This is a genomic window from Rhizobacter fulvus (assembly GCF_964020785.1).
The window spans coordinates 5383382-5394961 of sequence record NZ_OZ224516.1; the positions used below are offsets into that span (position 1 = coordinate 5383382).

Genomic DNA, 11580 nt, shown 5'->3' on the forward strand with positions numbered 1-11580 from the left:
ATTCTAGGAGCCCGTCACTTCAGCGCGGCTGGCGGCCGCGGCCCCAGACCCACATCGCGATGCCGGCCAGAATCATCGGCACGCACAACCACTGGCCCATGCTCAGGTTCAGCGCGAGCAGGCCCAGAAAGTCGTCCGGCTCGCGGAAGTATTCGGCAATGAAGCGCAGCACCCCGTAGCCGAACAGGAAGGCCCCCGAGACCTGGCCCAGGCCGCGCGGCTGCCGCGCATAGAACCAGAGCACGACGAACAGCAGCACCCCTTCGAGTGCGAACTGGTACAGCGACGACGGGTGGCGCGGCAGCGGCCCGGCGTTCGGATAGACCATCGCCCACGGCAGGCTCGGGTCGGCGACGCGGCCCGGCAATTCGCCGTTGATGAAATTGCCGATCCGCCCCGACGCCAGCCCGAGCGGCACGCACGGCGCGATCAGGTCCGTGGCGTCGAGGAACTGGCGCCCGCGGGTGCGCGCGAACAGCGCCATCGCCACCAGCACGCCGAGCATGCCGCCGTGGAACGACATGCCGCCCTTCCACACCATGAAGATCTCGAGCGGGTGCGCCGCGTAATAGCCCGGCTTGTAGAACAGCACGTAGCCCAGGCGCCCGCCGAGCACCACGCCGAGGACGCCAAAGAACAGCAGGTCCTCGATGTCGCGCCGCGACCAGTGCCGGCTCGCGAACTGCGCGAGCTTGACCCGTTGCGCACCGAGGTAGGCGAACAGGCCGAACGCGACCAGGTAGGTCAGCCCGTACCAGTGGATCGCCACCGGGCCGATCTGCAGCGCGACCGGATTGAACTGAGGGTAATGAAGCATCGACAAGTCGTTCAGAAAAATCAGCGCGAACGATAACCCAGCGGCTGCGCCAGCACGCCGCGCACGAACGCCACGAAGCGCTCGACGGCCGGGGCCGGCTGCGCGGCCCAGAACATCGTGGTCTCGGCACGCGGCGCGTCGGCGGCGAGCGACGCGGGCAGCGGCCGGTACACGACGCCGGGGCGCTGCAACTGCGTGACCGCCTGCGGCACCAGCGCGATGCCCAGGCCGGCGGACACCAGGTTGACGATCGTCTGCATCTGCGTGGCCTGCTGCGCGATTGCCGGCGTGACGCCGTGACGCTGGTAGAACGCGAGCACCGCGTCGTACAGCGACGGAGTGGCGCTGCGCGGGAAGATCACCAGCGGCTGGTCGAGCACGTCGCGCGGCCGCAGCCGACGGCCGGTTGCCCAGGTCGCGCCCTCGGGCAGCGCGAGCACCAGCGCCTCCACGCCGAGCGAAAGCCGCTGCGCGCGCGCCGGCGTCGACGGCAGGTCGGGCGACTGCCCCGGCGCATGCAGCATGAAGCCGGCATCGATCTCGCCGCGTTCGAATGCCCGCGCCTGCACGTCGCTGGTGGCTTCGATCAGTTCGACCGCGATGCCCGGGCACTGCGCGCGGAAGGCCCGCAGCCACAGCGGCAACGGGCCGAAGCCGACGGTGGAGATGAACCCCAGCCGGACCAGCCCGATGTCGCCGGCGGCCGCGTCGCGCGCCCGCGCCTGCAGCGCCGCCGCCTGCAGCAGCAACTGGCGCGCCGGCTCGACCAGGGCGGCCCCGGCCGGCGTCAGCGCGACGCTGCGCCGGGTGCGTTCGAACAACCGCGCGCCCAGGCGCTGCTCGAGTTGCTGGATGGCCTGCGTCAGCGGCGGCTGGGTGATGTGCAGCTGCAGCGCCGCGCGGCCGAAGTGCAGCGTCTGCGCCAACGTGAGGAACTGGCGCCAGACGCGCAACTCGATCGTCGGTTCCGATTCGCTCATCCGCGCAGCATATCAACAAGACCTTTGATATCTATTGGACAGTGATCCGGCCGGGACCGGATACTCTGCGGCTCCGAAGGAGACCCTGCCATGACCGACGCCGCCGACAAGAAGATCAACCGCCGTTCCGCCAACATCACCGAGGGCGTCGCGCGCGCCCCGAATCGCTCGATGTTCTACGCGATGGGCTACGAGGAAGGCGACTTCAAGAAGCCGATGATCGGCGTCGCCAACGGCCACTCGACCATCACGCCGTGCAACGCCGGGCTGCAGAAGCTCGCCGACGCCGCGGTGGCCGGCATCGAGGCCGCCGGCGGCAACGCGCAGATCTTCGGCACGCCGACGATCAGCGACGGCATGGCGATGGGCACCGAGGGCATGAAGTACAGCCTGGTCTCGCGCGAGGTGATCGCCGACTGCATCGAGACCTGCGTGGGCGGCCAGTGGATGGACGGCGTGCTCGTCGTCGGCGGCTGCGACAAGAACATGCCCGGCGGCATGATGGGGATGCTGCGCGCCAACGTGCCGGCGATCTACGTCTACGGCGGCACGATCCTGCCGGGCCGCTACCAGGGCAAGGACCTGAACATCGTCAGCGTGTTCGAGGCAGTCGGCCAGTTCAGCGCCGGCAACATGAGCGAGGAGGACTTCTGCCAGATCGAGCGCCGTGCGATCCCCGGCACCGGCTCCTGCGGCGGCATGTACACCGCCAACACGATGAGTTCGGCGTTCGAGGCGCTCGGCATGAGCCTGCCGTTCTCGAGCACGATGGCCAACGTGCACGACGAGATCGTCGCCCACACGACCGAGGCCGCGCGGGTGCTGGTCGAGGCGGTCAAGAAGAACCTGAAGCCGCGCGACATCGTCACTCGCAGGAGCCTCGAGAACGCGGTGGCGGTGATCATGGCCACCGGCGGCTCGACCAACGCGGTGCTCCACTTCCTGGCGATCGCGCACGCGGCCGGCGTCGAGTGGACGATCGACGACTTCGAGCGCGTGCGCCAGAAGGTGCCCGTGCTGTGCGACCTGAAGCCGTCGGGCCAGTACCTCGCGGTCGACCTGCACCGCGCCGGCGGCATCCCGCAGGTGATGAAGACGCTGCTGGCGGCCGGCCTGCTGCACGGCGACTGCGTCACGATCACCGGCAAGACGGTGGCCGAGAACCTCGCCGCGATCCCCGACGTGCCGCGCGCCGACCAGGACGTGATCCGCACCATCGACAAGCCGATGTACGACCACGGCCACCTGGCGATCCTGAAGGGCAACCTGTCGCCCGAAGGCTGCGTGGCCAAGATCACCGGCCTGAAGAACCCGGTGATCACCGGCCCGGCGCGCGTGTTCGACGACGAGCAGTCGGCGCTCGCCGCGATCATGGCGAAGAAGATCGTCGCGGGCGACGTGATGGTGCTGCGCTACCTCGGCCCGAAGGGTGCGCCCGGCATGCCGGAGATGCTCGCGCCGACCGGCGCGCTGATCGGCCAGGGGCTGGGCGAGTCGGTCGGGCTGATCACCGACGGGCGGTTCTCGGGCGGCACCTGGGGCATGGTCGTCGGTCATGTGGCGCCGGAGGCCTATGCGGGCGGCAACATCGCGTTGATCGTCGAGGGTGACTCGATCACGATCGACGCCCACACGCTGACGCTGCAGCTGAATGTCGACGACGCCGCGCTCGCCAGGCGCCGCCAGTCCTGGAAGGCGCCGGCGCCGCGCTATACCCGTGGCGTGCTGGCGAAGTTCGCGCGCAATGCATCGAGCGCCAGCACCGGCGCGGTGCTCGACGGCGACGGCTGATCCCCGGACCCGGCGGCCCGGCGCTCAGTCGGTCTTGCCGGGGCGGCTGGCGTCCTGCTGGCTGTCGAAGCGGCTGCCGAGGATCGAGTCACGGTCCTTCATCCGCTTGGCGGTGCGCTTGCCTTCGATCTTCTCGATCTCGCGCCGGCGGGCTTCGAGCGCCTTTTGCGCCCGGCGGTCGGTCTTGTCCGCGCTGCGGTACTTGAGGCCCAGCCGCTCCATTGAGGTACGCCGGCGCTCGGCCTTGCGCTCTTCCATGCGGTCCATCTCGCGGCGCTTGGTGTAGCCCGAGGCGTCGGCATACCACCACCACAGCACCGCCAGACCGAACGGGGCCAGCACCAGCCACCACGGCCAGGCGGTGACGGGCCCGAGCTCGAAGTACTTCATGCCAAGCAGCAAACACCCCAGAACGACAAAAAACATCTCGATCCTTTCGCGTCGACGGCGCCCGACCCCAGCCCGGGCGTCAACCGTCCACCGCTACAATGCGTTGAGCGCAATGTAGTCCAATTGAGGCGCCCGCAGGGGTGGAACAAGACATGAAATCACTCGCAGTTCTGTTGCTGGCCGCCGTCGCAGGCCCGGTGTTCGCCCAGGCCGATCTGGCCCAGAAGAAGAACTGCATGGCGTGCCATGCGGTCGACAAGAAGGTGCTGGGCCCGGCCTACAAGGACGTGGCCGCCAAGTACGCCGGCCAGAAGGACGCGGCGGACAAGCTGGCCGCCAAGGTCATGAAGGGTGGCACCGGCGTGTGGGGCAACATCCCGATGCCGGCGAACCCGCAGGTCAGCGAAGCGGAAGCCAAGCAGCTGGTCGGTTGGATCCTCACGCTGAAATAAGCCTCCACGCGCAGCACGAGAAGGCCCCGCACGCGGGGCCTTTTTCATGCGCTCAGGGCAGTTGCCGGATCCGCTCGACCACGTCGGGCGACAGCGCGAACCGCGGGCCGTGCCGCGCGGCCAGGCCAGCGGCGTTGGCGATGAAGGTCTCGCGCCCTTCGGACTCGATGAACTGCATCGCACCGCCCGTCCAGGCCGGGAAGCCGATGCCGAAGATCGACCCGATGTTGGCTTCGAAGGTGCTGGTCAGCACGCCCTCGGCAAGGCAGCGCGCCGTCTCGATCGACTGGCGGTAGAGCAGGCGCTGTCGGAGTTGGTCGATCGACGGGGGCACGGCCTGCGGCCTCTCGAACAGCGCGCGCAGCTCCGGCCACAGCCGCTTCGCCGACCCGCTCGGGTAGTCGTAGAAGCCGCCGCCCGCGGCGCGGCCCGGGCGCTTCAGTTCCTTGACCATGCGCTCGACCAGCAGCTCGCCGGCCCCGGCCTCGTACGGCCTTCCCTCGGCGGCCAGATCGGCGCGGGTCTGGTCGAGCACGTGGACCGACAACGCCAGCGAGGTCTCGTCCAGCACCGCGAGCGGGCCGACCGGCATGCCCGCCGCCAGCGCCGCGTGCTCGATCAGCGGCGCCGGCACGCCCTCCGCGAGCATCGCGGCCCCCTCCATCACGAAGGTGCCGAACACCCGGCTGGTGAAGAAACCGCGCGAGTCGTTGACCACGATCGGCAGCTTGCCGAGCGCGGTGACGACGTCGAACGCCCTCGCCACCGTCTCGTCGTCGGTCTGCGCGCCGCGGATGATCTCGACCAGCTTCATCTTGTGCACCGGCGAGAAGAAATGCAGCCCGACGAACTTGTCCGGCCGCGCGCTCGCCATGGCCAGGCCGGAGATCGGCAGCGTCGACGTGTTCGACGCGAACACCCCGCCCGGGGCGAGCATCGGCTCGGCCTCGCGCGTCACGACGGCCTTCAGGGCGCGCTGCTCGAACACCGCCTCGATGATCAGGTCGCACCCCGCCAGGTCGGCCGCGTCGCCGGTCGGCGTGATCAGGTTCAGCAGCTGCGCCTGCTGCACCTCGGTCATCCGCCCTTTCGCGACCGCCGGCGCGGTCACCTTGCGCACCGCCTCGTATCCGGCGCGTGCCTTGTCGGCGTCCACGTCCTTCAGCACACAGGCGATGCCGCGCGACGCCGCCGCGTGCGCGATGCCCGCGCCCATCATGCCGGCGCCGAGCACGCCGATCCTCGACGGCTTCCACTTCGGCACGTCCTTCGGGCGCGACTTGCCCGAGCGCACCGCATTCATGTCGAAGAAGAACGCGCTCACCATGTTCTTCGTGGTCTGGGTGACCATCGTCTTCGCGAGCTTGCGGCTCTCGATCCGGGTGGCGGTGTCGTAGTCGACCATCGCCCCCTCGACCATCGCCTCCAGGATCGCCTGCGCCGCGGGGTACAGCCCGCGCGTCTTCTGCGCCAGCATGGCCGGCGCCACGACCAGGCCGGCGGCGATCTTCGGGTTGCTCGGCGTGCCGCCGGGCATCTTGTAGTCCTTGCGGTCCCAGGGCTGGATCGCGTCCGGGTGGTCGGCGATCCACGCCAGCGCCTGCGCGCGCAGGCTCTCGACGCTGTCGCCGAGGCCGTCGACCAGGCCCATTTCGAGCGCCTCGCGCGGACCGAACAGCTTGCCTTCGAGCAGCAGCGGGTTCGCGGCCTGCAGGCCGAGCAGGCGCACGGTCTTGGTGATGCCGGTCGCGCCCGGAATCAGGCCGAGCGACACCTCCGGCATGCCGAACTGGATCTTACGGTCGTCGAGCGCGAAACGCGCGTGAGCGACCAGCGCGACCTCCCAGCCGCCGCCGAGCGCGGCGCCGTTCAACAGCGCGACGACCGGCCGACCGAGCGTCTCGATCCGGCGAAAGCTGCGCTTCAAGGCCTCGATCTGCGCAAATCCGCCGGCTGCGTCCGCGGCCTTCAGCTTCAACACGCCCTTCAGCTCGGCGCCGGCGAAGAACGTGCTCTTGGCCGACGCCAGCAGCACGCCCTTGATCTTCTCACTGTCACGCACCAGGCAGTCGGTCGCCTCGGCGAGATCATGCTGCCACTGCAGCTTCATCGTGTTGACCGGCGAGCCGGACTCGTCGAAGGTGAGGGTCGCGATGCCGTCGTCGGCGAGTTCGTAGCGCAAGGTTTCCATGGTCACACCCGCTCCACGATGGTCGCGATGCCCATGCCGCCGCCCACGCAGAGCGTGACCAGGCCGCGCTTCAGCTGGCGCCGCTCCAGCTCGTCGAGCAGCGTGCCGACCAGCATCGCGCCCGTCGCGCCGAGCGGGTGGCCCAGCGCGATCGCGCCGCCGTTGACGTTGACCTTCTCGTGCGGCACGCCCATCTCGAGCATGAAGCGCATCGGCACGGCCGCGAACGCCTCGTTGACCTCGAACAAATCGATGTCGTCGATGGTGAGCCCCGCCTTCGCGAGCGCCTTGCGGGTGGCCGGCATCGGCCCCGTCAGCATGATGGTCGGGTCGGCGCCGGACAGCGCGGTCGCGACGATGCGTCCGCGCGGGGTCAGGCCCATTTCGCGGCCCTTCGCCTCGCTGCCGATCAGCACCGCGGCCGCACCGTCGACGATGCCGGACGAGTTGCCGGCCGTGTGCACGTGGCGGATGCGCTCGACCTGGGGATAGCGCGCCAGCGCAACGGCGTCGAAACCCATCGCGCCGAGCGCATCGAACGCGAGCTTCAGCGACCCCAGGCCCTCCAGCGTGGTGCGCGGCTTGATGAACTCGTCGCGCTCGAGCACCGCCAGGCCGATGTCGTCGTCGACGCTCAGCACCGAACGGTCGAAATGCCCGGCCGCCTGCGCCGCGGCGGCACGCTGCTGCGAGGTCAGCGCATAGCGGTCGACATCGTCGCGCTCCCAGCCCGCGAGCGTCGCGATCAGGTCGGCGCCGATGCCCTGCGGCACGAAGCCGGTCGCGAAATTCGTCGCCGGGTCCTGCGCCCAGGCGCCACCGTCGGCGCCGATCGGCACGCGCGACATGCTCTCGACGCCGCCGGCCACGACCATGTCCTCCCAGCCGCTCGCGACCTTCTGCGCCGCGAGGTTCACCGCCTCCAGGCCGGAGGCGCAGAAGCGGTTGATCTGCATGCCGGCGACCTTGAAGTCCCAGCCCGCCTTCAGCGCGGCCGTCTTCGCGATCACCGAGCCCTGCTCGCCGACCGGCGAGACCACGCCCATCACCACGTCGTCGAGCTGCGCCGGGTCGAAGTCCAGGCGCTTCTGCAGCTTGGTCAGCAGGCCGGCGAGCAGATCGACCGGCTTGACCTCGTGCAGGCTTCCGTCCTTCTTGCCCTTGCCGCGCGGCGTGCGCACGGCGTCGAAGATCATCGCGTTTGGCATGGTGAGGTCTCCAATTGACAGTCCATTATGGCCAGAGGCAAACTCCCCGGCAACTTACCAAGCAAGTGCTTGGTTGAATTGTTTTCGAGGCCGCGGATGGGTTCCTATCGATCGGTTTTTCAGCCCGGCCTGTTTGCCGGGAACGTCGTGATCGTGACCGGCGGCGGCTCGGGCATCGGCCGCTGCACCGCGCACGAACTCGCCGCACTCGGCGCGGCGGTCGCGATCGTCGGGCGCAAGGCCGAGAAGCTCGATGCGGTGCGTGCCGAGATCGAGGCGGCGGGCGGCGTGTGCTCGACGCACGTCTGCGACATCCGCGAAGAAGACGCCGTGCGCGCCACGGTCACGCACGTGCTCGCGCATCACGGCCGCATCGACGGGCTCGTCAACAACGCCGGCGGCCAGTTCCCCTCGCCGCTCGCGGCGATCAGCGCGAAGGGCTGGGACGCGGTCGTGCGCAACAACCTAACCGGCGGCTTCCTGATGGCGCGCGAGTGCGTGACGCAATGGATGGGCGACGCGGCCCGCGGCGCGATCGTCAACATCATCGCCGACATCTGGGGCGGCATGCCCGGCATGGGTCACTCCGGCGCGGCGCGCGCCGGCATGCTCAACTTCACCGAGACGGCCGCGCTCGAATGGGCGCCGATCCGCGTCAACGCGGTGGCCCCCGGCTGGATCGCGTCGAGCGGCATGGACCAGTACCCGCCGGCGATGCGCGACACGATCCGCGGCATGAAGAAGCTCGTGCCGCTGCAGCGCCTGGGCACCGAGAGCGAGGTGTCGGCGGCGATCGTGTTCCTGCTCTCGCCGGCGGCATCGTTCATCTCGGGCGCGTGCCTGCGCGTCGACGGCGCCGCGCCGAACGCCAAGCGCATCTGGCCCGAAGTCGGCGCCGGCGGCAGCACCGAGCCGTTCGACGGCTTCCACCTCGCGACGACGCCGAAGGTACTTCAAGGCTGAGCATGCCGACGCTCGATCTTCGCCTCGACACCGGCAGCGAAGCCTTCGCCGCCAACCGCGCCCACGCGTTCGGCCTGATCGAGCAGTGGCGCGCGCTCGAAGCCCGCACCCGCGCAGCCAGCGCGCGCGCCCAGCCGCTGTTCGACAGGCGCGGCCAGTTGCTGCCGCGCGAGCGGGTCGCGCGCCTGCTCGACCCGGGCGTGCCGTTCCTCGAGCTGTCCACGCTCGCCGGCTGGCTGCAGGACGTGCCCGACCCCGAGAAGTCGATCCCCGGCGGCGGCACGGTCTGCGGCATCGGCGTGATCAGCGGAACGCGCGTGATGCTTGTCGCCGACGACGCCGGCATCGATGCCGGCGCACTCCAGCCGCGCGGACTCGAGAAGCTGCAACGTGCGCAGGCGATCGCGCTCGAGAACCGCCTGCCCTTCGTGCACCTGGTCGAATCGGCCGGCGCGAACCTGATGAACTACCGGGTCGAGCAGTTCATCCACGGCGGCAGCGCGTTCTACATGCTGGCGCGGCTGTCGGCGGCCGGCTTGCCGGTGATCGCGGTCGTGCATGGGTCATCGACCGCCGGCGGCGCGTACATGACCGGCCTGTCCGACCACGTGATCATGGTGCGCGGCCGCGCCCGCGCCTTCCTGGCCGGCCCGCCGCTGCTCAAGGCCGCGACCGGCGAGATCGCGACCGACGAGGCGCTCGGCGGCGCCGACATGCATTCGACCGTCTCCGGCCTGGCCGAGTACGTGGCCGACGACGACGCGCACGCGCTCGGCCTTGCGCGGGAACTCGTCGGCGCGCTGGGCTGGCAGCCGCAGGCGATGTGGCCCGACGGGCCGCCGCCGAAATTCGATGCCGACGACCTGCTCGGGCTGTTCGCGGCCGACATGAAGAAGCCGGTCGAGATGCGGCACGTGATCGCGCGCATCGTCGACGGCTCCGACTTCCTCGAATTCAAGCCCGACTACGGGCCAGCGACGGTCTGCGGCTACGCGGCCATCGCCGGCACCCGGGTCGGCATCGTCACCAACAACGGCCCGCTCGACCCGGCCGGCAGCACCAAGGTCACGCACTTCATCCAGAGCTGCTGCCAGACCGGCACCGCGATCGTCTACCTGCAGAACACGACCGGCTTCATCGTCGGCACCGAGGCCGAGCGCGCCGGCATGATCAAGCACGGCAGCAAGCAGATCCAGGCGCTGTCCAACGCGACGGTGCCGCAGATCACGATCCACTGCGGCGCGTCGTTCGGCGCCGGCAACTACGGCATGTGCGGCCGCGGCTTTCACCCGCGCTTCGTCTTCAGCTGGCCAACCGCGCGCACCGCCGTGATGGGCCCGCAACAGGCCGCCGGCACGATGGAGATCGTGATGCGCGAGGGCGCAGCCCGCAAGGGCGCGCCGGTCGACGAAGCGAAGCTCGCCGCGATGAGCGCGAAGATCGTCGAGACCTTCGAGCGCCAGATGCACGCGTTCTACACCTCGGGGCTGCTGCTCGACGACGGCCTCATCGACCCCCGCGACACCCGCCGCGTACTCGCCTTGACGCTGGCGCTGTGCGACGAGGCCCAACGACGCACGCTGAACCCGATGCAATTCGGCGTCGCACGCGCCTGAACATCCAGGAGACCCCCATGCAACTGACCCACGAGCACGAAGAGATCCGCCGCACGCTGAAGCGCTTCATCGAGGACGAGATCAACCCGCACGTCGACGAATGGGAGGCGGCCGAGGCCTTCCCCGCGCACGAGGTGTTCAAGAAGCTCGGCGACCTGGGCCTGCTCGGACTGACCAAGCCCACCGACTACGGCGGCATGGGGCTCGACTACTCGTACTCGGTCGTGATGGCCGAGGCGCTCGGGTATTGCGACTGCGGCGGCATCCCGATGGCGGTCGGCGTCCAGACCGACATGGCCACGCCCGCCCTCGCCCGCTTCGGCTCCGACGAGCTGCGCCGCGAGTTCCTCGCGCCGGCGATCAGCGGCGACGCGGTCGGCTGCATCGGCGTGTCCGAGCCCGGCGCCGGCTCCGACGTGGCGAGCATCAAGACCACCGCGAAGAAGGACGGCGGCGACTACGTGATCAACGGCGGCAAGATGTGGATCACCAACTCGCTGCAGGCCGACTGGATGTGCGTGCTGGCGAACACGTCGGAAGGCGCGGCGCACAAGAACAAGAGCCTGATCATGGTGCCGATGAACGCGCCCGGCGTCGAGCGCGCGAAGAAGATCCGCAAGATCGGGATGATGTCCAGCGACACCGGGCTGATCCACTTCGACGGCGTGCGCGTGCCGCAGCGCAACCTCATCGGCCAGGAGGGCATGGGCTTCACCTACCAGATGATGCAGTTCCAGGAGGAGCGCCTGTGGGCGGCCGCGAACGCGATCCAGGGCCTGACCAACTGCATCGACGAGACGATCGAGTACACCCGCGAGCGCCAGATCTTCGGCAAGAGCGTGCTCGACAACCAGGTCGTGCACTACAAGCTGGCCGAGCTGAAGACCGAGATCGAATCCCTGCGCGGCCTGGTCTACATGGCCACCGAGCAGTACATCGCCGGCAAGGACGTGACCGAATGGGCGTCGATGGCCAAGCTCAAGTCCAGCCGCCTGCTGCGCACCGTGCCCGACAGCTGCATGCAGTACTGGGGCGGCATGGGCTACACCTGGGACAACCGGGTCTCGCGCATGTACCGCGACGGCCGCCTCGCGTCGATCGCCGGCGGGGCCGACGAGGTGATGCTCGGGATCATCAGCAAGTTCATGCACACCCTGCCCGGGAAGCGCTAG

The 11580-nt window shown here is 69.5% G+C and carries 10 protein-coding genes; 5 read left to right on the forward strand and 5 right to left on the reverse strand.

Translation table 11 applies throughout. The features are described from left to right. Nucleotides 1-19 precede the first annotated feature (19 nt). Both lgt and ACWH49_RS25475 read right to left on the reverse strand, forming a co-directional pair. The gene (lgt, locus tag ACWH49_RS25470; RefSeq protein ID WP_448173975.1) at nt 20-817 is read right to left on the reverse strand and encodes a prolipoprotein diacylglyceryl transferase; all 798 of its coding nucleotides are present in this window, start codon (nt 815-817) and stop codon (nt 20-22) included. A 20-nt stretch (nt 818-837) separates the two neighbouring features. Further along, nucleotides 838-1797: a LysR family transcriptional regulator gene (locus tag ACWH49_RS25475; RefSeq protein ID WP_448173976.1), complete on the reverse strand. Its 960-nt coding sequence runs from the start codon at nt 1795-1797 to the stop codon at nt 838-840. A gap of 90 nt (nt 1798-1887) precedes the next feature. Here ACWH49_RS25475 and ilvD point away from each other — a divergent pair, with 90 nt between their 5' ends. Further along, nucleotides 1888-3588, forward strand: coding sequence for a dihydroxy-acid dehydratase (ilvD, locus tag ACWH49_RS25480; protein ID WP_448173977.1), 1701 nt, complete (start codon nt 1888-1890; stop codon nt 3586-3588). 24 nt (nt 3589-3612) lie between these two features. On the opposite strand, the gene ACWH49_RS25485 is transcribed toward ilvD, so the two are convergent. Then, nucleotides 3613-4014, reverse strand: coding sequence for a TIGR04438 family Trp-rich protein (locus ACWH49_RS25485; RefSeq protein ID WP_448173978.1), 402 nt, complete (start codon nt 4012-4014; stop codon nt 3613-3615). A 116-nt stretch (nt 4015-4130) separates the two neighbouring features. On the opposite strand from ACWH49_RS25485, the gene ACWH49_RS25490 reads away from it, so the two are divergent. Further along, nucleotides 4131-4430: a c-type cytochrome gene (locus tag ACWH49_RS25490; RefSeq protein WP_448173979.1), complete on the forward strand. Its 300-nt coding sequence runs from the start codon at nt 4131-4133 to the stop codon at nt 4428-4430. 52 nt (nt 4431-4482) lie between these two features. Here the strand turns inward: ACWH49_RS25490 and ACWH49_RS25495 are convergent, their stop codons facing one another. Continuing rightward, entirely contained in the window at nt 4483-6621 is a 2139-nt protein-coding gene (locus ACWH49_RS25495; RefSeq protein WP_448173980.1) for a 3-hydroxyacyl-CoA dehydrogenase NAD-binding domain-containing protein, read from the reverse strand. Between the two features lie 2 nt (nt 6622-6623). Then, nucleotides 6624-7829, reverse strand: a complete 1206-nt coding sequence (locus ACWH49_RS25500; RefSeq protein ID WP_448173981.1) for an acetyl-CoA C-acetyltransferase — start codon at nt 7827-7829, stop codon at nt 6624-6626. Nucleotides 7830-7925: 96 nt separating this feature from the next. Here ACWH49_RS25500 and ACWH49_RS25505 point away from each other — a divergent pair, with 96 nt between their 5' ends. From ACWH49_RS25505 to ACWH49_RS25515, 3 genes are read left to right on the forward strand one after another with little or no spacing between them, the layout of a single operon-like run. After that, nucleotides 7926-8792 (forward strand): SDR family oxidoreductase, encoded by an 867-nt coding sequence (locus tag ACWH49_RS25505; protein WP_448173982.1) that lies wholly within the window; start codon nt 7926-7928, stop codon nt 8790-8792. A gap of 2 nt (nt 8793-8794) precedes the next feature. Continuing rightward, the gene (locus ACWH49_RS25510) at nt 8795-10408 is read left to right on the forward strand and encodes an acyl-CoA carboxylase subunit beta (protein WP_448173983.1); all 1614 of its coding nucleotides are present in this window, start codon (nt 8795-8797) and stop codon (nt 10406-10408) included. A 17-nt stretch (nt 10409-10425) separates the two neighbouring features. Continuing rightward, nucleotides 10426-11580: an acyl-CoA dehydrogenase family protein gene (locus ACWH49_RS25515; protein WP_448173984.1), complete on the forward strand. Its 1155-nt coding sequence runs from the start codon at nt 10426-10428 to the stop codon at nt 11578-11580.

Bases quoted from the DNA above. Each gene is read 5' to 3' on its own strand.
- lgt (WP_448173975.1), bottom strand. From the start codon at position 817: ATGCTTCATTACCCTCAGTTCAATCCGGTCGCGCTGCAGATCGGCCCG.
- ACWH49_RS25475 (WP_448173976.1), bottom strand. From the start codon at position 1,797: ATGAGCGAATCGGAACCGACGATCGAGTTGCGCGTCTGGCGCCAGTTC.
- ilvD (WP_448173977.1), top strand. From the start codon at position 1,888: ATGACCGACGCCGCCGACAAGAAGATCAACCGCCGTTCCGCCAACATC.
- ACWH49_RS25485 (WP_448173978.1), bottom strand. From the start codon at position 4,014: ATGTTTTTTGTCGTTCTGGGGTGTTTGCTGCTTGGCATGAAGTACTTC.
- ACWH49_RS25490 (WP_448173979.1), top strand. From the start codon at position 4,131: ATGAAATCACTCGCAGTTCTGTTGCTGGCCGCCGTCGCAGGCCCGGTG.
- ACWH49_RS25495 (WP_448173980.1), bottom strand. From the start codon at position 6,621: ATGGAAACCTTGCGCTACGAACTCGCCGACGACGGCATCGCGACCCTC.
- ACWH49_RS25500 (WP_448173981.1), bottom strand. From the start codon at position 7,829: ATGCCAAACGCGATGATCTTCGACGCCGTGCGCACGCCGCGCGGCAAG.
- ACWH49_RS25505 (WP_448173982.1), top strand. From the start codon at position 7,926: ATGGGTTCCTATCGATCGGTTTTTCAGCCCGGCCTGTTTGCCGGGAAC.
- ACWH49_RS25510 (WP_448173983.1), top strand. From the start codon at position 8,795: ATGCCGACGCTCGATCTTCGCCTCGACACCGGCAGCGAAGCCTTCGCC.
- ACWH49_RS25515 (WP_448173984.1), top strand. From the start codon at position 10,426: ATGCAACTGACCCACGAGCACGAAGAGATCCGCCGCACGCTGAAGCGC.